The organism is Eubacterium ruminantium (assembly GCF_900167085.1).
Taxonomy (GTDB): domain Bacteria; phylum Bacillota; class Clostridia; order Lachnospirales; family Lachnospiraceae; genus Eubacterium_Q; species Eubacterium_Q ruminantium.
On the sequence record NZ_FUXA01000006.1, the window covers coordinates 266,885 to 291,904 of the forward strand.

The 25,020-nt window shown below is 35.4% G+C and carries 24 protein-coding genes; all 24 read right to left on the reverse strand.

Annotation, left to right across the window (positions count from 1 at the left end):
* Positions 1–44 precede the first annotated feature (44 nt).
* On the reverse strand, positions 45–1,154 hold the full coding sequence (locus B5D25_RS05390) for a class B sortase (RefSeq protein ID WP_078786921.1): 1,110 nt from the start codon (positions 1,152–1,154) through the stop codon (positions 45–47).
* A 56-nt stretch (positions 1,155–1,210) separates the two neighbouring features.
* Positions 1,211–1,663 carry an NUDIX hydrolase gene (locus tag B5D25_RS05395; protein ID WP_078786922.1) on the reverse strand — a complete coding sequence of 151 codons (453 nt, stop codon included), beginning with the start codon at positions 1,661–1,663 and terminating at the stop codon, positions 1,211–1,213.
* 116 nt (positions 1,664–1,779) lie between these two features.
* On the reverse strand, positions 1,780–3,297 hold the full coding sequence (locus tag B5D25_RS05400; protein ID WP_242870169.1) for a peptidoglycan D,D-transpeptidase FtsI family protein: 1,518 nt from the start codon (positions 3,295–3,297) through the stop codon (positions 1,780–1,782).
* Complete coding sequence (locus B5D25_RS05405) at positions 3,245–4,627, reverse strand: FtsW/RodA/SpoVE family cell cycle protein (RefSeq protein ID WP_078786923.1); 1,383 nt, start codon at positions 4,625–4,627, stop codon at positions 3,245–3,247. The genes B5D25_RS05400 and B5D25_RS05405 overlap by 53 nt, the downstream gene beginning before the upstream one ends.
* An 82-nt stretch (positions 4,628–4,709) precedes the next feature.
* Positions 4,710–7,079 (reverse strand): peptidase U32 family protein, encoded by a 2,370-nt coding sequence (locus B5D25_RS05410; protein ID WP_078786924.1) that lies wholly within the window; start codon positions 7,077–7,079, stop codon positions 4,710–4,712.
* Positions 7,072–7,479 carry a cell division protein ZapA gene (locus tag B5D25_RS05415; protein ID WP_078786925.1) on the reverse strand — a complete coding sequence of 136 codons (408 nt, stop codon included), beginning with the start codon at positions 7,477–7,479 and terminating at the stop codon, positions 7,072–7,074. The genes B5D25_RS05410 and B5D25_RS05415 overlap by 8 nt, the downstream gene beginning before the upstream one ends.
* A 33-nt stretch (positions 7,480–7,512) precedes the next feature.
* Positions 7,513–8,520, reverse strand: coding sequence for a Holliday junction branch migration DNA helicase RuvB (gene ruvB / locus B5D25_RS05420; protein WP_078786926.1), 1,008 nt, complete (start codon positions 8,518–8,520; stop codon positions 7,513–7,515).
* A 15-nt stretch (positions 8,521–8,535) separates the two neighbouring features.
* The gene (gene ruvA, locus B5D25_RS05425) at positions 8,536–9,132 is read right to left on the reverse strand and encodes a Holliday junction branch migration protein RuvA (RefSeq protein ID WP_078786927.1); all 597 of its coding nucleotides are present in this window, start codon (positions 9,130–9,132) and stop codon (positions 8,536–8,538) included.
* A gap of 84 nt (positions 9,133–9,216) precedes the next feature.
* Positions 9,217–9,795, reverse strand: a complete 579-nt coding sequence (locus B5D25_RS05430; RefSeq protein WP_159444089.1) for a DivIVA domain-containing protein — start codon at positions 9,793–9,795, stop codon at positions 9,217–9,219.
* A 97-nt stretch (positions 9,796–9,892) separates the two neighbouring features.
* On the reverse strand, positions 9,893–10,741 hold the full coding sequence (locus B5D25_RS05435) for a chorismate mutase (RefSeq protein WP_078786929.1): 849 nt from the start codon (positions 10,739–10,741) through the stop codon (positions 9,893–9,895).
* A gap of 41 nt (positions 10,742–10,782) precedes the next feature.
* The gene (locus B5D25_RS05440; protein WP_078786930.1) at positions 10,783–11,904 is read right to left on the reverse strand and encodes a DHHW family protein; all 1,122 of its coding nucleotides are present in this window, start codon (positions 11,902–11,904) and stop codon (positions 10,783–10,785) included.
* A 14-nt stretch (positions 11,905–11,918) separates the two neighbouring features.
* Entirely contained in the window at positions 11,919–13,175 is a 1,257-nt protein-coding gene (locus tag B5D25_RS05445) for an MBOAT family O-acyltransferase (RefSeq protein WP_341443606.1), read from the reverse strand.
* Positions 13,176–13,326: 151 nt separating this feature from the next.
* Entirely contained in the window at positions 13,327–15,180 is a 1,854-nt protein-coding gene (locus B5D25_RS05450) for an ATP-dependent helicase (RefSeq protein WP_078786932.1), read from the reverse strand.
* Between the two features lie 68 nt (positions 15,181–15,248).
* Positions 15,249–15,755, reverse strand: a complete 507-nt coding sequence (locus B5D25_RS05455) for an SEC-C metal-binding domain-containing protein (protein WP_078786933.1) — start codon at positions 15,753–15,755, stop codon at positions 15,249–15,251.
* A gap of 111 nt (positions 15,756–15,866) precedes the next feature.
* Positions 15,867–17,168: an ABC transporter permease gene (locus B5D25_RS05460; protein ID WP_078786934.1), complete on the reverse strand. Its 1,302-nt coding sequence runs from the start codon at positions 17,166–17,168 to the stop codon at positions 15,867–15,869.
* A 13-nt stretch (positions 17,169–17,181) separates the two neighbouring features.
* The gene (locus B5D25_RS05465; protein WP_078786935.1) at positions 17,182–18,687 is read right to left on the reverse strand and encodes an HlyD family efflux transporter periplasmic adaptor subunit; all 1,506 of its coding nucleotides are present in this window, start codon (positions 18,685–18,687) and stop codon (positions 17,182–17,184) included.
* Complete coding sequence (locus B5D25_RS05470) at positions 18,687–19,637, reverse strand: ABC transporter ATP-binding protein (protein ID WP_078786936.1); 951 nt, start codon at positions 19,635–19,637, stop codon at positions 18,687–18,689. The genes B5D25_RS05465 and B5D25_RS05470 overlap by 1 nt, the downstream gene beginning before the upstream one ends.
* A 14-nt stretch (positions 19,638–19,651) precedes the next feature.
* Entirely contained in the window at positions 19,652–21,118 is a 1,467-nt protein-coding gene (locus tag B5D25_RS05475) for an efflux RND transporter periplasmic adaptor subunit (protein WP_078786937.1), read from the reverse strand.
* Positions 21,119–21,336: 218 nt separating this feature from the next.
* Positions 21,337–21,672 (reverse strand): ribosome silencing factor, encoded by a 336-nt coding sequence (rsfS, locus tag B5D25_RS05480; RefSeq protein ID WP_078786938.1) that lies wholly within the window; start codon positions 21,670–21,672, stop codon positions 21,337–21,339.
* A gap of 17 nt (positions 21,673–21,689) precedes the next feature.
* Positions 21,690–22,262 (reverse strand): bis(5'-nucleosyl)-tetraphosphatase (symmetrical) YqeK, encoded by a 573-nt coding sequence (yqeK, locus tag B5D25_RS05485; RefSeq protein ID WP_078786939.1) that lies wholly within the window; start codon positions 22,260–22,262, stop codon positions 21,690–21,692.
* Entirely contained in the window at positions 22,240–22,923 is a 684-nt protein-coding gene (gene nadD, locus B5D25_RS05490; RefSeq protein WP_159444090.1) for a nicotinate-nucleotide adenylyltransferase, read from the reverse strand. The genes yqeK and nadD overlap by 23 nt, the downstream gene beginning before the upstream one ends.
* Before the next feature lie 132 nt (positions 22,924–23,055).
* Positions 23,056–23,349 carry a ribosome assembly RNA-binding protein YhbY gene (gene yhbY / locus B5D25_RS05495; protein ID WP_078786941.1) on the reverse strand — a complete coding sequence of 98 codons (294 nt, stop codon included), beginning with the start codon at positions 23,347–23,349 and terminating at the stop codon, positions 23,056–23,058.
* Between the two features lie 12 nt (positions 23,350–23,361).
* A complete protein-coding gene (obgE, locus tag B5D25_RS05500; protein WP_078786942.1) occupies positions 23,362–24,654 on the reverse strand; it encodes a GTPase ObgE in 1,293 nt (430 codons plus the stop codon).
* 79 nt (positions 24,655–24,733) lie between these two features.
* A complete protein-coding gene (gene rpmA, locus B5D25_RS05505; RefSeq protein ID WP_078786943.1) occupies positions 24,734–25,015 on the reverse strand; it encodes a 50S ribosomal protein L27 in 282 nt (93 codons plus the stop codon).
* Positions 25,016–25,020 lie beyond the last annotated feature (5 nt).

Sequence of the window (25,020 nt, forward strand, 5' to 3'; positions counted from 1 at the left end):
AACAAGAAAAAACACGTTTTTACGTGTTTTTTTTCTTGCTTTTATCAGTCTTCTATCCTCTTTGCAACAACCACAAATCTACCGTCATCTGTGTGATATGAACATGTAGATAAAGTAATAAGTTTATCACCATATTCGGCTGTCACAGGAATATTATAAGGTGTAAGGCTCTTTACATTTGATACATATTCATCAAACTCTTCTTTACTCGCAGCATTGAAAAACTTGTAATACTTAAAGCTTGTATCATCTTTAGCTTTAATATTTGTTTTAAATGCAGCTATGACCTCATATTTGTTATCACTGAAAATAGTATTAAAATTTATATATTTGTGGGATTTGTAAAAATCCTCATCTTCATAATCAACCAACTCACGGAACATTGTCTTGGTCTTCATATGATGTCCGTAAATGATTATATTGTCTGAAGGATTTTCAACCGTACTATGGGCTGAAACGAATAATGTTCCGGCTATACTGTAATCCTTATTGAAGTCCCTTCTGAGATAATATTCTTCATCTTCCGGAGTATACATTACCGGATAGTCGATATTGGTTCCCGGAATCTTAAGCCATCCAATGAAATCATTATTCTTATCAAAGATATTTTTATATTTATACTGGACTTTCACACCATTTACGAAAGCAAAAAGCTTTTTCTCAGCCTTTTCCTTATCTTCTTCCACAATTGCATCCTCCGGCAGATCCGAATCATTTACATCAACGACCATACCACGTACTTTTGCAAATCTTTTTTCATTTTTATATGTTCTGTAATAATATAAACCGATATATCCAGCTGAGAAAAGAAATACAGCAGCAAAGAGTGCGATAAGTATATTATAAATCTTATTCTTACTCTTCTTCTTGGATAATTTAGCTTCTTTAGCCATCTTTTCGGCAAGCTTTTTATTCTTCTCTGTCGATGTTTCTGTCGGTTGTGACATATCATTCAGAATCTTATCGATTTCCGAATCAAGTTTCATTCTCTCATCTGTTCTCTTATCACCTGTTAGCTTCTCAGTTTCAAAATTCTTTTTATTACTGAGATAACTGTCAAGTTCGTCATTATTTATAGCTCTTGATGACCTTTCAGAAACCTTCTTCATGATTTCTTCAGCCATCTTCTCCCTACTGTTCTTATTCTTACTCATAAATACTCATAACTCCAACTATAATAAAAATGGACCTGAATAATCAGGTCATTTTTTTAAAAATATTTTTTACTTCCCCAAAGATTAGCCTGCTTCATAACAGTATATTCATTGTATGCCTGTTCAAGAATCTGCTTCTCATTAGGAAACTTTAATAAATGATACGCCTCATGATACTTGTAATAACCTGAGTCCAAAAAATATTCTTCCCTCTGTGGCTTACTATAGTAGCTGTCAGCCTGCATCAGATACCAGTGAACATCCTTATTCACCACATCATATGAAGTATTAAATGTATAATTGCTCTTTCCTACATACTTAATTATCTGGGCTGTAACACCTGTTTCTTCCTTAACTTCTCTCAGAGCGGTCTCACTATACTCTTCGTCCTTCTCAACCGTTCCCTTTGGAAGTACCCAACCTTCATATTTGTTTCTGTAATTCTTGTAAAGTAATAATATTTTTCCTCTATAGATTACCACACCACCACAGCTTGTTGCTTCTATCATTGCAAAACCTCCTGTTTCGGACTTTTAATCCGATGAGTGTGTTTCAAAACATGAATAAAGTATAGCAGTATAAATGGCAATTTTCAAGGAATTTATTAACTTTGCGGTGTCTTTATTTATTTTTCATGATATTCATAATAAGCATCAAAAATCTGCTTTGCTACATATGAACCTGAAGTCTGATTGGTTGTATAATCTTCAACAATGACACTTACAACAATATCAGGTCTCTCAATATTCGAATATCCCACAAACCAGGAATTGCAATTACCTTCATTATCATATTCGGCTGTACCGGTCTTACCTGCTACAGTATAATCGGAATATTCAAAATATGATGAAGCAGTTCCGTATTCACATACACCTTTAAGCATTTCGGTAAGGTTTTTAGCCTCGTCTGAAGACATGATCTTAACAGAATCCTTACTTTTATATTTCTTAACCTGGATTCCGCTGACATTTTTTATAGAATCCACCACATATGGTTTCTTAACAAGTCCACCATTGGCAATACCACACATGATCATCGCATTATGAAGCGGAGTAATATTTGTATCGCCCTGTCCTATGGCTGTCTGTGGAATCGAAGAAGAACTCGACTGCTCATTTATAATAAATGATGATTTTTCATAACTACCATCATATGGAAGTTCTTTATTGAATAAAAGCTCTTCAGCGGTTTTTCTGTATGAACCCTTATCCAGCTTAGAGCCAATATTACTGAAACTTGTATTACATGAATAAGCAATTGAATCCGCAAGAGTAACTGTGCCATGTACATTATCATTTGCACAACTTATCTCAACACCGTTTACAACAGTTGTTCCCTCGCATTCAAATTCATAATCCTCATAATTCGGGTTTTCACGCATATATTCAAGCGCTGTTACGATCTTAAATGTTGAACCCGGAGCATAAAGTCCATTGGTTACACGGTTCAGCATTATGGTACTGTCCTTACCCTCATCAGAATGAATATAATCCCAAACCTCATTAATCTCATTTGGATCAAACGAAGGTTTTGAAATCATAGCAAGAATCTTTCCTGTGTCAGGTTCAATTACAATAGCTGCACCCGAACAATCTCCCAATGCATAATAAGCTGCATCCTGAAGTCTTGAATCTATTGTCAGTACAACTGTATCTCCCGGATTTTTCTTTTCTTTAAAATCCTGCTGAAGCTTACTTACAATATTGTCGTTAGATGTAAGAAGTTCGAAATTATAATCAAGTTCAACTCCCGATCTTCCGTACTCATTATATCCTACAACATGAGCATATTCGCTACCTTCCGGATAATATCTGGATTCATTTCCATCTTCATCAACATCGGTTCTGGCAAGTACAGTTCCGTCTATAGATTCTATATTTCCTCTAATAACATATTTTGAAAGATAATCCTGCCTTTTATTATTGGCATTTGCAATTACTTTCTTTGAATCATGTATCATATAGAAGATGATATGGCCGAAAAGCGCCAAGAAAAGAACTGCCATTATATATGTCATGACCACTATAGGACGATTTTTTCTCTTAAGTTTTGCTTTTACATCCTCTTCATGCTTCATGAAGGAATCAATACTAATTTCCTTCTTCGGCTGATTCAAGGATTCGTTGTTTTTCTTTTTCGACATGATCTGCCTCTTCATAAACTAAAATATTAGTATATTGTACTAATGCAAACATTATAAGCGTACTGAATACTGAACTCATTCCGTTACTTATAAGCGGCAATGTTACACCTGTTGAAGGAACAAACTTCGTTACTCCTCCGATATTTAAAAATACCTGTAATACCATACAAATAGCAAATCCGAATGACATATATTTATGGAACGGACTTCTGCATTTCATGGAAATATTACACATTGCAATAAATGAACTGAGATAAATAAGTATAAGCGCAAGACCGAATACTACACCAAGCTCTTCACAAATAGCTGAGAAAATGAAGTCACTTTCAACAACAGGAATATATCCCGGAAGTCCATCACCCAGTCCGGATCCGATAAATCCTCCTGTACCGATGGCAAAAAGTGATTCACTCATCTGATATCCGCCGCCATAGATGTCCTTAAACGGATTTTTCCAGGCATTATATCTTATCATTACATGATCAAAAAGAGATGTATTTTTAAAGAGAACATATCCAATGATCACGGCTGCAACAGCAAGTATAATACCGCCGTATAAAAATCTTGACCTTGAGGTTGCAAGATAAACCATGGATATATAGCAAAGATAGAAAATAATCATTGCACCAAAGTCTTTTTCTAAAATAAGAATAAGCATGAAGACGACTGAGATTATACCATTTATTATAATCTCCTTCATTGTCTTTGCCTTATAAAGACTGCTGGCAACAAAGAATACAAATAGAATTTTAACGAATTCCATCGGCTGAGCCGTGAATCTACCGATATGTATCCAGTTTCTCGAACCATAGATACTAAGTCCAAGCCCCGGAATAAATACAGTCATAAGAAGGAAAATACCTGCGACACCAAAAAATACTGTCCAATTCTTCATTTCCTTCATTTTTCTCATTATTGCAGGTATAAATGAAGTAAATACCAGTGCAATCGTTCCCATAATAAGCTGTTTTATCGCCATCGATACTTCTATTCTCGTAAGCATTATATATCCTATCAAAAGCAGGAAAAGCATATTATTGATAAGAAGTCTCGAAACGTTTTTATAAACCTTAGCAAATATCAGCATATATAAAATGCTGGAAACAATAGAAACGCCATAAATTATCAGGAATTTTACATTTTGTCTCCAAATGAAAAGCTTGGCATAACACATAAGGTGTATCGCAAATATATAAAATACCTGTCTGTTAACAATAGAATTCCTTTTCTTTGTAGTTTTGGCTACAAAATATGAAAAGCATTTCATCGTATATAATGCCATAAATATGAGAGTCAAGTATTTAGTTACGATTGAAAATATTCTACTCATCTTTGTTGTCCCACACAAATGCTGTATTCCGAAGTCAGTTATAATATTCTCAGTAAAATCTTATATATGTACAGGTATATAATTATAATATAGAACTATTATAATGTCCTTCGGTTAAAATAAGTTTTTTTCTATTTTTTACAAGAAGTTCATTTCCGTTATCAGGATTCACAATTTGATCTATGATAGAATTTATCTCAGCGATGGATTCATCCAGAAGATCCACCTTAAGATATGCATATCTTTTATCAGTTATAAATCCCGATAAAGCACTGTCTAAAACAGTCAACCTATTATCAAGAATCCTATTATAACATAAATTATTATTTTTTATAAATTTAAATATTCCATTACGTTCATCTTTTAAAAGATAATTTCGGCCTCCCGGATCCTGAGCCGTAAGCATAAGGGTTTCATGGCCATAAGCATAAATCTCACCGGAAATATTTTCTGCAAGCGAAATATCATTATTCTCATCAATACTAAGCTCATGAGACATTTCAATTATCTTATCTTTATCACTGCCCCCGATCAGCTTATTAAAAAAGCCAACAGCTTTATCATTATAACAATATAATGATGATGCGAGTATGATTTTTTTGTTAAATGTTCGCAGTAATGAAATATCATCTATATTCCTTACGTAAAATGTATCAAATAAATCATCAAAAGATTTATCATTTAACAATTCATCATAAAAGTTGTTATCCTGTTCTCTATGAATGTAAGGAAATGCAGCGGCAACCTGCGAAAAAAATGAAAAATCTTTTGCTAGTTCACATAATCTATTTATGGTAAAGCAATCAACATCCAAACTGACAAGATATTTTACTTTATCATTTTTTGAAATACTTAAAACCTCAAGAAGCTTAGATGCAATATCTTCATTCTCTACCGAAAAATGAATATATTTCTCTTTAATCTCATTTTTTTCATGATTATCTTTTTTGATATTATCAAAATTTCTCTGCCTTGCAGTTCTTCTGTGATCACTAAGAACTCTTTCTTCAAGAAGACTTATAAGTTTTCTTCGAAGACTTTTCAGTTCCGAAAAGCTGACAAAACTTTTATTATCATTAAAAATACCGACTTCTTCCGGATAATATCCTGAATCACCGAGAGCTGTTATCTTATCTCTTATGATCTCAGTATCCACAGGAATTGATTTAGCCTCTTCCACTACTCCGCCGATAGCTGTGGCTGTAATATTATCTAAAACTATCTCCATTCGCAGTTTTTCACCGGCTTTAATAAATGCATTGATCTTAATAGGCATAAGCTTATCATTGTTCAGTATGTCATTTTTAAGATCAGTCATTATCTTATTATTTATCTTTCGATATACTTCCGAATCAAGAAGAATGGTTCCGGACTTCGGACTGTTTAATTCTATATTTTTATATGCATCAACAGCCTTATCAGATGTTAATTCGATAGCAATCTTATCCTTGGTCTTTATAAGGAGAACATCTTTCTTATTGATGCTTTTTGAAGTCTTTATATTAACTTTTCCATGACCGGCTGATGTCACTTTACCCACAAGTACACCTTTATGGCCCGGACTTTCAGTATCGATCATATCATCACTCGGATAATAATATCCGCTGACAAAACCACCTCTGTTAAATACATCAGCAAGCCTTTCGGTGAGTCTCATGCATTTCTTTTCGCTGAAGCAGCCGTTATAATAATCATTTGCTACTTCCTTATAAGCCGAAACAACGGCAGCGGTATAATATTCACCCTTCATCCTACCTTCAATCTTAAGGGAATCAACCCCTGCTTTAATTATCTCAGGTACAAGATTTAAAGTGCACATATCCTTCATGGACATAAGATATTTGCCATTATATTTCTTTCTGCACGGCTGAGCACATCGTCCTCTATTTCCGCTTCTGTCACCGATCATACTGCTGAGAAGGCATCTTCCACTATATGAATAACACATAGCACCATGAACAAAGGTCTCTATCTCCACATCAACCTTTTCTTTAATACTTCTTATCTCATCGAGAGTAAGTTCCCTGGCAGGAATAACTCTTGAAGCCCCAAGTTCTTTAAGAAGAGCCGCTCCGTTAGATGAGCAGATATTCATTTGTGTACTGGCATGTATAGGGAGTTCCGGAAAAAGTTCCTTAACAACAGAAAAAGCACCCATATCCTGAAGAATGACTGCATCAAGTCCTGCTTCATACATAGGCTTCAAATAACAATATAAACTGTTTATTTCTACATTTTTTAAAAGGGTGTTAACAGTCATATAAACTTTAACACCCTTTAAATGAGCTTTATCTATTACATAGCAGAGTTCATTCTGATCGAAATTATCTGCATAAGCTCTTGCTCCAAATCTTCTTCCTGCAAGATAGCAAGCATCAGCACCGGCATTTATTGCCGCTTTAAATGCTTCCATGGATCCGCACGGAGCAAGAATCTCAACTTTATTATTCATATATTCTATCCTTTTCAGCCTCAAGCTGAACGATCTTACGCTGTAAAGCTGTTATCTGTTCTTTATATTCTTCAACAAGTTTAAGACTTGCCTCATGTTTGATCTGAGCTTCAATAACCTCATGTCTTAAATCATAAAGCTGCTTTTCTTTCTCTGAATCATCTTTAACAACTTCATCAGCAATTTTCTTTGCTTTAAAATAATCATCTGCTATGTTCAGAGCAAGAAGTATACCCTGATATTCAGTATTCATTCTACGATACTGTTCAGAAGTTTTGCATTCTGATATTTTACCATTTATATAGCTGGCAACATTCTGAAGATAATCCTCACCTTCAAATCCGCTAAGTGTATATACCTTACCGTTGATAACAACTGGAATATCAATTTTCTGTGCCATTCCCTTCTCCTTTTCATATAAGCTTTATAAATATCACTGCGCAGCCGGATTGACAAGCCCAAAATGATCATAGCATAAATCAGTCACAACTCTTCCGCGACCGGTTCGATTAATGAAACCATTTTTTATGAGGTATGGTTCATAAACCTCTTCGATAGTACCAGAATCTTCACCTATGGCAGCTGCCAAAGTATCCACGCCAACCGGTCCGCCACCGAACTTTTCAATAATCGTAGTAATAATATTACGATCTGTATCATCAAGCCCTGCTGAATCAACATCAAGTTTATCAAGGGCATCCTTCGCCATATTATAATCTATATTATTCTTTCTTTCAACCTCTGCAAAATCTCTTACTCTTCTGAGAAGTCTGTTAGCAATTCTTGGTGTTCCTCTGGATCTTCTTGCAAGTTCAAATGCACCTTCTTCATCGATTTCTATGCCAAGAACTTTTGCCGATCTGATTATGATCTGCATAAGCTCACTTACATTATAGAATTCGAGTCTGCTTACAACTCCGAATCTGTCACGGAGAGGCGCAGAAAGCATACCCGCTCTTGTAGTTGCACCAATAAGAGTAAATTTAGGAAGATCAAGTCTTATGGACCTTGCTCCCTGACCTTTACCAATTACTATATCTATAGCAAAATCCTCCATCGCCGGATATAAAACTTCTTCAACCTGACGATTCAGTCTATGAATCTCATCAATAAATAAAACATCATTTTCTGAGAGATTATTGAGTATAGCAGCTAATTCACCCGGTTTTTCTATAGCCGGACCTGATGTGATCTTGATACTTACACCCATTTCCTCTGCAACAATATTTGCAAGAGTTGTTTTTCCAAGTCCCGGAGGTCCATATAACAGAACGTGATCAAGATTTTCTTTTCTTTTTTTTGCAGCCTCAATAAAAACCTTCAGATTCTGCTTAACTTTTTCCTGTCCGATATATTCTCTTAAACTCTTAGGACGAAGTCCTTTTTCAACATAATCCTCTTCAGGTATTATTTCAGTTGTGATAATTCTCTTCTTTTCCATTATACAGATATCCTGTTAAAACAAATATTTTAATGCCGCTTTAATAAGCTTATCGGCTGACATATTTTCCTTACCTTCAATTCTATTGATTGCTTTCATAGCATCAAATTTTGAATATCCAAGTGAAGTAAGTGCCGAAGCCGCATCAGAAATTTCATTATGAACATTATCTTCATCCATAAATGAAACATCCCCTGCAGACATATCCTCAATATTAACCTTATCTCTAAGATCTATAATTACTCTTTCCGCAGTTTTAGCCCCTATACCGCTAGCCTTACTAATAGCCTTAGTATCCTTTGAAAGAATAGCCATATATAATTCATCAACAGTAAGTTCTGAAAGTATAGAGATTGCTCCCTTCGGACCGATACCGCTAATACCGATAAGACTAATAAATGCGTCTTTCTCACGAATATCATTGAATCCGAACAGAGTCATTGCATCCTCACGAACGTGAAGATATGTATAGATTTTTACCTCATTCCCGATATCAGGTAATCTTTTTATAACATTGGAAGATACTGTTATCTCATAACCGATTCCATTTTGATCAATGATGATCGATGAACTGTCAACAGTATCGAGTCTTCCTTTTACAAAAGCTATCATAGTAAAACCTTTCAGGCAAAATATATAGATTCAGATTATATAAAAAAGGTGCTACAACTAGCAGCACCTTTACCGCGATATTTTTTACAGGAATTCGAAATCTGCATCTTCCTCTTCTTCGCCATCGCCTATCATGACCTTTGAAGGCTTTCTGTTGTCTTCAATCTCACCAACGAATACTTCATCATCATCAGCTCCGAAAAGATCTGCCATCTTATCTTTCTCTTCTTCAAAGAACTTAGATGCAGCTGATCTCTTATCTTCACTGCTCTGATCAGGCTTTACTTCTGTCTTAGGAGCCTCAGCCTTAGCAGCTGTACCTGCAGCACCACCTGCTGCGCTAACAATTCTATCTCCTTCAGCTTTAGCTCTTGCGAGTATCTCTGCAGCTGACTTCTGAGCTTCTTCAATAATCTTCTTTGCTTTAGCTTCGTCAGCGCCACTTCCACTATTTGCTTTCTTCTCTAAATCGAAAATCTTAAGTCTCGAGTCTTCAACTGTTTTCTTAAGCTTTTCAACCTCCTCAGAAAGTTTAGTATTTTCTTTAATTGCATCTTCGTAGGCTTTATATACTGTATCCTTGAATGAATCAACATCCACCTTATTATATCCAAAAAGGCCTTTTTTAAATGTTTGTGATCTTATGTCGACTGGTTGAATCATGGCTGTATACCCTCCATACATAAATTTCTAATAAAATTATATCATATTTTTAAATAGTTTCAATATTAAAATTTCAACAAAAATTGCGTAAAATCTACTAACATTTGTAACTTCCGAGCAATCTGAAAGCTTCTGTTTCATTCATAAGCTGGTATATCAAAGCCTTAGTAGACTCTTCTGTAAACGCCGCATCGAGCTCAATCATGAAGAAATAATTCCAAATTTCGCTCCTGTCAGGAACCGAATGAATCTCTGTCAGATTGATATCATAATCAGCAATCATTGATAAGATTGATGCAAGACTTCCGCTTCTGTTAGGACACACAAACATGAGTTTAAGTCTGTTATCTCCCTCCGTCACAATAAGGTCTTTTGAGAAAGTTACGACCTTCTTACGAACATTATTGTCAACCACTATCTTGCATGAATTAATATAAATATCATTATTTATCAGCATCGTATGTAATCTATCCGACACACCGATTCCCAGATCTTCCATTACTCCGATACCGGCAGTATTAGGGTTATTTAAGATAACTTTTGCAATATCATCAAAGCTTTCTTCCGAAATCATTTCGTAGTCATATGCTTTCCTGCAAATATCTTTTTCTTCGCCAATAACATGATATTCACTTCTTTCAACAGGTCCTGTCTTAAAATCAATTTTCAAAGGATCCGTCATTGTAAGTGTTTTACCGTACTGATATTTACGGCTTACTTCCATTATCTTTTTAATGAAAGCTGTATATTCTTTTTCAATCTGAGGCTCTATATCCCTAGTAAGTTTATTTATTATCTCAACTTCTCTTTCAGGTTTAAATATAGAATCTCCGGTTTCGGCTTTTACTCTGGCGACATTGTCAGCCAGTATCATTCTTTTTTCAAAGAGTCTTTTGATCTCATTATCAACTTTATCAATCTCAACTCTTACTTCTTTAAGATCCATAAATATAGCCTTTCTGGTATAAAATAATACTTTATATATTTCTAATAAAACATCTTGTAATATTTTTCGGTAGTAAGAAAATCAATATTATTTATTAGAATTACTTTCTTGATTTCTTTTTCTTCCATGAGCATTGAAACACTGTCATGATAATATCTGAGATCAACTACATAAATATCACCGTAATTGTCAGCAAGATATGGAAGAAGCGAATGCGCATATGAATCCTTTACAACAATTATAGGTTCTTTATCCGGCGCATTACTAGTTATCCTTATAAGTGCATGATTACCATCAAGATAAACTGTATATTTATCCTTTATTGAAAGATTGCTTACATGGAAAAGTGAATTTTCTGACCATCCCTCATCGAGATATTCAACATTATATTCTCCACCATCATGCATGAATATAGTTACTGTGTCGCCTTCCGCAAAATGATTTGGCGCTTTCGAATAAAGCGTACCAAAGAATTCCTTGCCGGCGTTTTTATATGAATATTCAGATCTGTCATGAACTTTAAGTCCAAGTTTCTCAGCAAGGCATTTATATCCAAGATATGCACCGTATTCAGTCCAGTGGTGATCTGTTTTATAGAAAATATATTCATCTTTAGCCTTCTGAAGTTCTTCTGTTACGTCAGCAATCCTAATATCTTTATCAAGATTGTCATGAACAAACTTAAGAGCTTGTCCCTGATCGTCTACAGGACAATTAGCCGGAAGTTTATCTTTCAGTATATAAGCTGCTGTCGGAATAACGAGCATTGTTATATCAACATTTTTATATTCTTCTTTAAACTGATTGATGAATTTTATATTCTGTCCAAGAACTTCTTCATCATATACATAATCCTGAATTATATATCCGTCTTTTCCGAAAAAGATTCCGTGTTCGAATTTCTGTCCTGACATTCTCACCATGTCATTATGGAGCTTTACATAGTCATCTTTTAAAATAATCTGATCGGCCATGTAATCCTCGAAATCTTTCATGTACTGTCCGCTCACAATATTTTCTGCGCTTGCATCCGGATATTGCTTTAAAACTCTATTTTCATTATCGGAATAATCTCTGTCTTTAACAATTATGGTCCCTATGAGTATGAATAAAATATAAAACAGAAACGTAACAATTATCAGTATATTTTTACCTTTCTTCATTCTAACTCCTTCTATCAGAATCTAAAATACATAAACGGATTAAATGCATCACTTGCAAGTCCCGCCGTCGAAAGTGTCATCACGATCAAAATAAAAATAACCGCCCCTATTGCTCCGGCCTTACTATCATCAATTTTCTTACCAATCTTCTTTGGAATTTCCGTCGATCCTATAGCAGCTAAAATGATCATTACAATGAATGATAAAAGATAAAATGCCGTAGTTTTATTATATAAATCAATATTGCCTATTCCAAACATGCAGCGAAGTGTTTTCCCGAGTTTATCCAGGTTATCATTTGAAAAGATAACCCACCCCATATTTATCAGGAAAAGACTGTAAATATGCTGCAGTACAGCCGGAAGTTTCTTAAGTACCCTTAACAGGAAGCTTTTTTCAAGCATGAGGATTATGAAATAATAGAGACCCCATATAATGAAGTTCCATTCTGCCCCATGCCAGAATCCTGTTAATAACCATACAATAAATATATTAAAGAACATTCTGGATTTTTTGCATCTGTTACCACCCAGCGGAATATATACATAATCCTTAAACCAGCTTGATAACGATATATGCCATCTTCTCCAGAATTCCGTAATACTTTTTGAAATATACGGATGTTCAAAATTTTCCAAAAATTCAAATCCAAATAAACGTCCAAGACCTATAGCCATATCTGAATATCCGGAAAAATCAAAATAAATCTGAAACGAGAAAAGCAATGATGCTACCCAGTAAAGAGCAACCGAGCTCTTTTCATCCGGTAAAGCCTTTATGGTTTCATACATGGAAGCCACAGAATTGGCGATAATTACTTTCTTACCAAGCCCGATTACGAATCTCATGACTCCCGAAGCAAAAAGATCAATACTTTCTTTTCTTTCCTTAAGCTGTTTCTCAATGGTCTGATATCTTACGATAGGACCGGCGATAAGCTGCGGAAATAAGGTTATATAAGCAGCAAGATCAATAATATTCTTCTGCGGCTCAACTTCACCCCTGTATACATCTATACTGTATGAAAGTATCTGAAATGTATAGAATGATATACCAAGTGGTAATGCCAGGTCAAGTAATTTTATTCCGAAACCACCAACCTTATTAATATTACTGATAAAAAAGTCTGTATATTTGAAAAATATCAATATGCCTAAATTAACAATCGTAGATAGAACAACACATAATTTTGCCGTCTTATCCTTCGACTTTTTCTTAAAACTTCCTGTCAATCGACCGAATATATAACCAACTATGATCGAGACGACCATTACAATTATATATTTAGGTTCTCCCCACCCATAAAAGATAAGGCTTGTCATAAGAAGTATTAAATTTCTGATCTTACGGGGTGCTATAAAATACAGGAGCAGCACCGCCGGTAGAAATACATACAAAAATGTTATGCTGGAAAATAGCATACTATTCACCCTTTACAATTTCATCTATAAATCTGGAAATTTTCACGCTATGATCAGCCATATGTTTAGGAGAATAAATATAAAGCTTCTCTCTGGCTCTCGTCATAGCTACGTAGAACATACGTCTTTCTTCTTCCATCTCGTATTCTTTTCTGCTTTTTCTGTGAGGAATCTCACCCTCGACACAATTGATTATATGTACAGTATCAAACTCAAGTCCTTTTGCGCTATGCATGGTCATCAGCTGAACTGCATCATCATTTTGCAAAGTTTTATTTTTTTTATTTTCCGCTTCGATGAATCTTTTTTCGTCTTCTGCAAAACCCGCCAACTCCGGAAAGGTCTCAAAATTTCTTGTAAGGCTCTGAAATTCATCAAGCATATCGAATATCTCTGCACTATCAATATTTCTTTCTTTGCAATAATCCTTTATATAATCATCGAATCCTACTACTTTTCTAATATAATTAACAGCCGCAAAAGGATTATATCTTCCTATACTTTCCAAATGATTTCTAAGAAGCATAAGATTCGACTGTAAATAATCTTTCGCCGAAGTAATTTTTATTAGTTTATGTATATCAACTGTTTCTTCAGTAAGAATATTTCTCGGAACATATCTTACAGGTTTATTCATAAACCGCAAAAATCTGCTTCTTCTTGTATCACCCGAAGCAAAATACATATAATCCATTAAGGTAGAAACCATATTATTGCTGAAAATATTTGAAATACTGTCTCTTGCAACAAATGGTATATTGTATTCTTTTAATTTATATATAAGCCTTCTCGGACTAAGATTCGTCCTATATAGCACCGCTATATCTCCAGCCTTTTTTCCACCGTCAATCTCTTCTTTGATTCTCTTAACAATAAGATTATTCTCAGCTTCAACATTCGAAAGCTGCTGAACTTTTATTAGTCCGCTTTCATTACTTGATGACAAAAGTTCCTTATCATATCTATTCTTATTGTTTGAAATAAGCTTCGAAGAGAGTCTTGTAATATCCCTTTTACATCTATAATTCGTTCGTAAAGGGATTATCTCTGCATTATCATAATATTCTTTAAATGAAAGCATAATGTCCGGTCTGGCGCCTCTGAAGCTGTATATAGACTGATCATCATCACCGACAACAAAAAGATTGTTCTTCGGCGCAGCGAGCATTTTAAGTATCTCGTATTGTAATTTGTTGGTATCCTGAAATTCATCGACCATTATATATGGATATATCTCTCTGATCCTATCCAGGATATCAGGCCTTTCGGTAAGAAGTTCATAAGTCATGAGTAGCATATCGCCAAAGTCAAGCCTGCCTACATTTTTCTTATATTCTTTAAACTTACCATATACTGTTCTGAAATGATTTTCAGGAAGATCGTAACTGTAATAATTTTTAATATCCATCATTTCACAGTCAACAATTTCAATCTGTCGTAAAATGCTGTCGATTAGTTCATCGCCGTTTTCGTGCATCACTCCAACAGTCCTCAAGATATCCTCTATAATATTACGTCGTTCATCTTCTGTAAGAATGCTTTCATTTTGAAAACCATAAGCGGTTTTTAATATCCAAAAGAAAAATGAGTGAAAGGTGCCGAATCTGACTCTTCGTCCAGAAAAATCAGAATCAATTGACCTTTTTAAAAATCTATCCTGCATAGATTGTGCGGCCGCTCTTGTAAATGTTATAACAAGTATCTTGGATGGATCCACCTTATGCTCAAGAATAAGATTCCTTATCCTCTCAACGATAACAGTAGTTTTTCCGGATCCCGGAGTTCCTATTACAAGAACCGGTCCGTCATACCATTTTACTGCTTTTTTCTGATCCTCATTTAAAAACAAGTCCATAGCACCCTCTAACAAGATAAATCGAGCTGTGCTATCTGATTCTGATCTGACACCACAGCTCGTTATTATTATAAATTAGCTCCGCAACACTTTTTATATTTCTTTCCAGAACCACATGGACAAGGATCATTTCTTCCTATCTTCTGCGGCTTAACAACTGTATGTGAAGATTTCTCTGTCTTATACAGTTCGCTTCTCTTCTCTTCTGAAAGAAGATCATTCCACTGTGGAAGTTCATAAAGCCACTGAGCGTTGCATCCTACCATGTTCATGTAAAGCTTTTCTTTATCATATTCAAGAGATACAACCGAATCCTCTGTAATCTCTTCAAGATTATTGCTCTTTACAAGACTTTCATCGATTCCATCAAGGAAACCAACCATTGTCTCAATATCAAGTTCAAATCTTTCAGCAAGTTCTTTAACGGTTCCTGTTACTATATCATCAGGATTTCCAAGAATAATCTCGTAAATTGCTTTTTCTTTATTGAAATATTTGAACCAGAAATCCTTTCCTTCAGGAGTTCTATCATCAAGTCCATATGCATGATCACGCCAATCTTTAAGTAAACCCATTATATCCACCTCTTATCTTTAAAACTTTAATCCTATTTGTCGAAGCCGTTTAATCTCACCCAGAAATCAAACATTCAAATTATATCAGATGAAAAACAGCATCGCAACTATTTATTCATATCGAAGAGCATCGATAGGATTAAGGTTTGCAGCCTTAACTGATGGAAGAAGCCCGAATACGATACCGATTACCATTGAAAATCCTACCGAAACGATTATAGCAGGAACACTGATAGCAACAGGAACTGAAGCTACATTACTTATGAAATAAGATAATCCAATACCTGCACCTACTCCTATAATACCTCCGATACTTGTAAGAACCGCAGCTTCTGTAAGGAACTGCCCGAGAATAACTTTCTTTCTGGCACCAAGAGCCTTTTTCAGACCTATCTCCCTTGTTCTTTCTGTAACTGATACGAGCATGATATTCATAACACCAATACCACCTACAAGAAGAGATATACTGGCAACCCATATAAGCTGCTGGCTTGTTGAGTTACTGATATCCTGGAGAGCCTTTACTTTCTCAAGTGTATTTTCTCTCTTATATTTAACAGTTTCCTGTTCTTCACCCATATCATTTCCAAATGAAGATGAAGTATCAATCATCGAATTAAGATATTCCTCAACAACTTTACCCGCAGAAGAAATAGATTCTGTACTGTTAGCCTTAACGATAACCTGATATGGCTGATCATAAGCAAATACATCAGGCCAGCATTCATCAGGAATTATTACTTTTCCTGTTCCTGAATAAAAATCATCACCATAAATAGTCTGATATTCCTCAATAGAATTAATTACAGGTTCAGCCTCATCTTCAGGAGAAACAACACCTACTACAATAAAAGGCATTCCTTTGATGATTATTGTCTTATCAACCGGAGTTTCACCTTCAAATAATGAATCACTTGTATCTCTATCGATAATACAAACATTTCTATGTTTACTGAAATCGTCAGGAACAAAAAATCTTCCGGAATTCACCTGATAACTGTTGATTGTTAAATATGAATTATCAGAACCGATGACTTTTACACCTGTAAGTCCATTATCTTTATATGATACTCCTTCATATAAAACAGAATCGTGATAAGCACAGATATCTTTGACATCTTCAAGATCCTTCATTTCATTTATCATATCGCCATTAATGATAGGCAATTTACTCATTGTCTCTTCAGGCATTTCATTTACGGAAATATCATAACCACCGCTGGACAATTTAACATTTACAAGATTATTTCCTGCTCCTATAAGATTGTCTTTAATCTGATCATTCGTTCCCTTTATAGTTGAAACTATGGCTATAATAGCAGCAATACCTATAATGATACCAAGCATAGTAAGGAACGAACGCATTTTATGTCCAAATATACCCTGAAAGGATAATCTAATATTCTCAAACATTTATAAGTCCTCCTTAATATCCAAGCGCTGATAAATCTTCGGTATTTACAGCTTTCTTACCATCAACAACATCTTTTCCATATGGGAAACAAACAAAATCACTTGTACTGAGACCGGCTTTGATCTCTACAGCTCCCCACTGTGTCTTACCTGTTCTGATAAAACGCTTCTTTAATCTACCGTTTTCATTTACCATTACATAACTGTTTCCATGTTCTTTTCTAATAAAGAATTTAGGAATCATTAGGGTATCATTGGAGTTCTCCATGCCTTCATCCGGTCCATTCTGTCCTATGATCACACCGGCATATGAATTCATCTTTATTTCATCATCTGTCTCATCCAAAATAACAGTTACAGGATACATAGACACGTCTTGGCTATTATCCATTAAATATCTATCTCTTCCCTCCGCAGGGCTTGTAGCTATACTTGAAACTTTACCTGTGTATTCTCTACCGGTCTCATAATTTCTTATAATTGCAGAATCACCGATTTTAACTTTACCAAGAAGCCACTCATTTATAGCAGCATCAATCTTATAACCGTTATTCGATGAAATAAGAATGATAGGATTTCCGTTCTCGATATTATCATCAGATGTATCAATCTTACGGACTACACCATTTATAGTAGCTTTAATATCCTTATTGCCTATTTCTTTTTCTTTCATGGCAATATCAATGGCATACTTATCATTTCTCTGCTGTAATTTTTCGATTTTCAGCTTCTGTTTCTTTATAGCCTGTTCAAGCTCTTCTTCTGTATAAGAAATCTGGAAATCATCCTCATTATTAAATTCATCTGAAAAATCGTCAGAAAAGTCGTCAGAAAAATCGGCAGGAGAATTCTGATTAGCACTTTCAGGAGGCCCATAGCTTCCATCAGGATATAATATCCAGTCAGGATGTTCCTTAAGGATTTCCTTTTCCGTACTATCTTCAGAGTTATTATCAGAATTGTCCTCTTTATTTTCTTCTTTATTATCCTTATTCTCGGCCTTTTCAGCGTCAGTAGGTGTAGCTTTTCCCTTATTATCTTCTGTTGTACTCTCAGTAGTAGCTTCTGTCGTAGCTTCAGTAGTTGGCTCCTCCGTTGTAACTACTTCCTCAACAGGTTCCGTTTCATAAAGCTTATCAAGCCATTTTTCAGCTGTAGTAAGTTCATCTTTATATACTTCATACTGAGCTTTCATTTCCTCTAACTCAAGCTCTTTTGGGGTATCATCGAATGTAACTATTACATCACCTACAGAAACTTTGTCGCCTTCTTTAACTTTGATCTCTTCAATGTTTTGACCAATTGAACCATAAATCCTTTGATCGTCGGCTTCGGTTATGATTCCTGAGGAGTTATTTGCTCCTTCATATCCGTAATAACCACCTTCATTAATCATTTCTACCGGGTAACAACTTACAGGATTTGAATTGATCCTGTGCTTTTTATAAAAATACACACCAAGACCAATACCTACAATTACAAGAACTGTGACTATAAGTGAAATAATAACTTTTTTCATTATCTTTCACCTCCGTTCACGCCTGAAGCCGCAAATCCTTCAGCTTTTGCACCATCATTATCCCCCGATAAATTACCGTTATCATTTGAATAATCCTCAAATGATTCCTCGGCTTCAAATGAATTTTCATCCTCAAATTCATCATATATACTATCGGCATTAAGTATTTTTTCAATTATATTAGGCTCATTTGTTCCTTTTACAACTTCAGAATTCCCCTGTGCAGCATTAACTTCTGAAGTATTGTCAGAATGTTTGACAACGACCTTATTCTTATTAATCTCGTCACTTGTAATTCGTCCGTCAAATATTGTGATGATTCTATCCGCATACTCTGCTATTTCTCTCGCATGAGTGATCATAACAATAGTAACGCCCTCATTATGAAGCCTCTCAAAAAGCCCCATAACCTGGATACCTGATTTTGAATCAAGGGCACCGGTAGGCTCATCGGCAAGAAGTATCTTCGGAGAATTAACCATTGCTCTTGCTATAGCAACTCTCTGCTTCTGTCCACCTGAAAGCTGTGTAGGCTTAAATGACATTCTTTCCTCAAGCGCTACACTTGTAAGTGCCTCAACACATAAATTTTTACGGAGTCGTCTTGGAACATTTGCGTACTGCAGCGGTAATTCAACGTTCTGAAGTGCAGATTGTCTCGGAAGGAGGTTAAAGTTCTGGAATACAAATCCGATACACTTATTTCTGACAATAGAAAGTTCCTTATCTTTCATATTTGCAACTTCATTGCCATCAAGAACATAACTTCCCGATGTAGGTTTATCGAGACATCCTATAATATTCATAAGTGTTGACTTTCCGGATCCGGAAGGACCCATTATCGCAACATATTCACCTTCTTCAATATCCAGATTGATATCATGAAGTACAGGTACATCCATCTTTCCCTGTATATAGCTTTTATTAATATCTTCAAGATGTAGGAGCATTCTTAATTCACCTCCTACTCACTTTTTTCACCGGCCTGATCATCGGAAGACTCAGTGCCGTCTACAGGTTCATCCGGATTCCCGATAGTTCCATCCGGAAGAAGAACATCCCCATCAGGAATTTCATTGTCAGGTATCATCACGCCAGGTGCCTGTCTACCCGGCATAACATCGTCATTAGGCACTTCTTCATAAAAAGCATCTCCGTCGGTTGCTACTCCGTCAGGCATCATATCTCCGTCGCCACCCATATCATCAAGGGCTCCGTTTTCCATAGCTTCCATCATGTCTGTAGTTGTTTTACTTCCTTCAACTATATTATCTGATGGAAATGCTATATAATCTTCCTTTGTTAAACCACCGAGAATTTCATATGAATCATTATTTTCATCATATTCTCCGATGTTAAGTTTTCTTTTTTCAATCTTTTTATTCTTTCCTCTGGCCCATACATAGAAATCAGATCCATCTTGTACAAGGTAATATGAAGAAAGATATAATCCGTTCTTCTTTTCAGACTGACCGTAATCAGGCTCTATATAAAGGTGCTGTCCAAGAATAAGTCCTTCAGAAGTTTCAAGTTTTACATAAAATGAATACTTAGATGATCCTTCACCCGAATTCATCCCATAAAAATCATCGCCTTCACTTTTATTCGGCTCATAATCAAGCTTATCAATAACACCTGCCCAAGTCATTGTCTCATCTACTCTTGATCTTATAATTACCGGTGTGCCACTAACTATAGATGCAAGATTTGTTTCAGATACAGTGCCTTTTACATGGAATTCTCCATTTGCCATAATAGTAATGAATGCATCTTCGGTTCCACCACCCATATCTTCATCCATGTACATGCCTTCATTATTGGAATTACTATCGGCTTTACTCTTATCGATTTTCTTAACAACACCATTCATTGGTGACTTAACTACTGAATTCTTTATTGATTCTTTTTGTTTTTCTATCTCAAGCTCTTTCTGCTGTTTTTCATATTCATAAGATTTTATCTTCTGATAAGCAAGATTGATACTACTTGTATAACTGTATTTCATATCGTCAGGAACAGTTTCACGCTGCTTATCTGTCTCATCAATCTCGTTATAAAGTTCGGAAATATTACTTCCTATCTCATCAAGCTCAATTTCCTTCTTCTGAAGTTCAAGCTCCATATCGTCTGTGTCGTACGAAAATAAAGGATCTCCTTCTTTAACGGAATCCCCTTCTTTGACTTTAATTTCTTTGATCTTCTTGTCACTGTCTTTATTTACTTTTTTAACTTCCTGAGATTCAACAATTCCCATGTATCTGTTATGTAAGCCAACATATACTCCTGTTATGTCCTTTACAGACTGAACATAAACCAACTTCCCATTGTCTTTCTCAGTTTTCTTCATGAACTTTTTGGCGAATATTATGCCTGCCACTGCCAGAATAGCAACGACCAAAAGAACAATGCCCACCTTTACCTTTTTATTCATTGCGAACTCCTTTCATAATTCAAGTAATCATTTCGGTTTATCCGATTTTCCAGCTAGGAACTTCTCATATACCCCACTATTATAGCAAAATTTAATATAGCAAAATTATTGATTTGCTGAATATAGTATTAACATTTATTAACCAAGTGAAGATTTTTATTTACTTAATCACTGACATTATTATCGTTAATAACTAAAATCTTTAGATTTTTTAAAAATTATGCAATTATCGATGCATCTTTCCATGTATGATCAAGATTATAAAATTCTCTCATTTCACTTGAGAAAATATGAACAATAATATCACTGTAATCAAGAAGGATCCAGCCGCTTTCAGCTCTTCCTTCTCTTTCTTTCAGCTTAATACCATTATCGCTGCACACTTCTTCCACAGCATCACAAAGAGCCTGAAGCTGATTTTTGTTGCTTCCGCTTACAATGACAAATGCATCGCACATTGGTGACACATTTCTGACATCAAGCTTTTTAATATCATACCCTTTTCTATCTTCCAATGCATTGCTGATCATTTCAATCTTACTAATCAAATCCATATACAGTTCTCCTTTATCTATTTCTTATTATTTGAACAATAGTAATAATATGTTTTTTCTGTCATCTCATCAATTTCACATGATTGACTTTCAAGATATACCAGAATATTTTTTAAAATATGCAGCAATGCTTTATCAATATCCTGAAAAGCTTCCTTGCGTATCTCAGGAAGCTCATTTAACATCTTTCTGTTTGGCTCAATATAATCAGCCACATAGATGATCTTATCCATGAGAGTCATTCCGGGTCTCCCCGTCGTATGATAAGTGATAGCATCAAGAATCTCTTTATCATTTATGCCATACTTTGTACGAGCATAATAAGCACCTAGTTTCCCGTGCAAAAGATCCGGATTTGCTCTTTCACTGCTATTTACAGGCAGACCGTATTTTTCAGCTTTTGTAAGCTTTTCTTCCGTAGGAATACATTTAGCACAGTCATGAAGAAGACCCGCTATTCTGGCTTTTTTCATATCTGCTCCATATAAAAATGCCATACATGAAGCTGTATATTCTACTCCTACCGAATGAACAAACCTTTTTTCAGTAAGCTTATCCTTAAGCTTTTTAATCATCACTGCTCGTTCCATACTTTGACTCCTTATATAATCTATTTTGCAAAATATATTCCTCCAAATAATCAGGAAGCATATTTTTTATACTTATTCCTGAATTAATATTTTCCCTGATCTTTGTTGAAGAAATAGGTGCTACAAATGAATCCATAAGATAAATATGAGCATTTGAATGACCATTTTTTATCCTTTTAATTTCATTCGTAGCATTATCCAGATTATCATCATCTCTTGCATATGCAATATATGTAACATTATCAAAAAGCTCATCTGCTTCGATCCAGTTGTCGACCCATTTAAGCGAGTCACCTCCGATGATAAAATATATCTTCCTATCCGGATCAACTTTCTTAAGCTCTCTGATAGTATCAATCGTATGAGTCACTCCCCCTCGGCGTATTTCCATATCTGAATAAAACAGATAATCGTATTCCGAAGCAACTCTACGAATCATCCAAAGTCTGTGCTCATCTTCGACAAATTTCTTATTGTCTTTATAATATGTGGATTTATTAGGCATGAGGACAACATCTATATTGAACTTTTCATGAACTTTAACAGCCATTTCAATATGAGAATTGTGGATTGGATTGAATGATCCACCAAGAATAGCTATATCTCCCCTGCTATCATCTCTATAATAACTATCTAAAGTATCATTATGCTTAATCTTCAATATGCAACCTCCACCTTCTAAATTACATAACAAGAACCTTGTCAAAATCTGTTAAAACAAAAAATGGCAAGGTTTTTATAATTTATTTCTATAAGATGAACTTTGAGAACTCCTTAACATAATGAACCCCTTTTATTTTTTTGGCAATTCAATAACCGGTTTCTCATTATTTCTTTTATATAATACTATCTTTCGTCCGATAACCTGAACAACAGTACTTCTTGTTCTTTCAGCAAGAGTTTCTGCTATAGCTCGTGGATCATCTGCACAATTCTTAAGAACATTGATCTTTACAAGCTCTCTCTTCTTAATAGCTTCTGCAACTGATTCACAAAATTCAGGTGTAAGACTGGCTTTACCTAGACTGAGAATTGGATCCATAGTCATAGCAAGTCCCTTAAGATATGCTCTTTCCTTACTTGTCATAATAATCACCTATCATTCATGATAATAATCAAACTCATGGCCATACATCTTAACTGTATCACCATCTTCTATACCAAGTTCTTCCAACATAGTAAGAATACCATTCTTCTTAAGGAAGTTCTGGAAGAAAATAAATCCTTTTTCGGCTTCAAGATTTGTATAACCGAGCATCTTTTCAATACGTGGTCCTTCAATGATAAATGTATGATCATCTTTATCGCTCTTCTTAACTTCAAACGGAAGTTCAGGACTGTCGATAAGATCATTAACATCAATCTCAGGTTCAAATATGATAAGATCGTCCGGTGCTTCTTTAACAAGTCCGTCTACATAAAGGAGCATTTCTCTGACCCCTTCACCTGTAGCTGCCGAAATAGGGAAGATCTTAGCATCCGGAAATTCATCTCTGATAAATGAAAGAGAGATTTCTCTTTCTTCCGGTGTAAGAAGATCAAGTTTATTCGCCGCAATAACTGTAGGTCTATCAAGAATATTATAACTGTAACTAGCCAATTCTTCATTTATCTTCTTGATATCATCTACAGGATCACGTCCCTCAGATCCTGATGCATCCACAACATGTATCAAAACCTTAGTTCTTTCTATATGTCTTAAAAATGCAAATCCAAGGCCCTTTCCTTCAGAAGCCCCTTCAATAATACCTGGGATATCAGCCATAACAAAACCTTTGCCGCCGCCAAGATCAACAACACCGAGATTAGGTACAAGTGTTGTGAAATGATAATCGGCAATCTTAGGTCTGGCATTGGAAACCCTGGCAAGAAGGCTTGATTTACCAACACTTGGAAATCCTACAAGACCTACATCGGCGATCATTTTAAGTTCAAGTATGACCGTTTTTTCTATAGCAGGCTGTCCCGGCTGAGCATATTTCGGAGCCTGCATGACACTGGTAACATAATGCTGATTACCTTTACCGCCATGTCCTCCCTTAAGTATAACTACTGGTTCAGTCTTGTCAGACATATCCATTATGACTTTTCCTGTCTCAAAATCCTTGATAACCGTACCCTGTGGTACCTTAAGAATTATATCTTTGCCGTTAGCGCCGTGGCAGTTTTTCTTACCGCCCTCCTGGCCGTCTTCAGCTTTGAATTTCTTGGAATTTCTATAATCCACAAGTGTATTAAGCCCTAAATCCACAGCAAAAATAACACTACCGCCGTTACCGCCGTCTCCACCATCCGGTCCGCCGTTAGGTACATATAATTCTCTTCGGAATGAAACATGTCCATCTCCGCCTTTTCCTGATCTAATTGTTATTTTAGCTCTATCTGCAAACATAATAGCCTCGTTGATTTCCTTTTAAAATAGGGAGCTGCATAAAACAGCTCCCTTAAACTTTTCCACAGAATTCTCAGAATTATTCAGCAGGATGTACTGATACCTGCTTCTTGTCTCTTCCAAGTCTCTCGAATCTTACAACACCGTCAACTAATGCAAAAAGTGTGTCGTCTCCGCCACGTCCAACATTAAGTCCCGGATGAATCTTCGTTCCGCGCTGTCTATATAAGATATTTCCAGCTTTTACAAACTGTCCATCTGCTCTCTTGGCGCCAAGTCTCTTAGACTCAGAATCACGTCCGTTCTTTGTAGAACCAACACCCTTCTTATGAGCAAAGAACTGTAAATCCATTCTTAACATCTGTT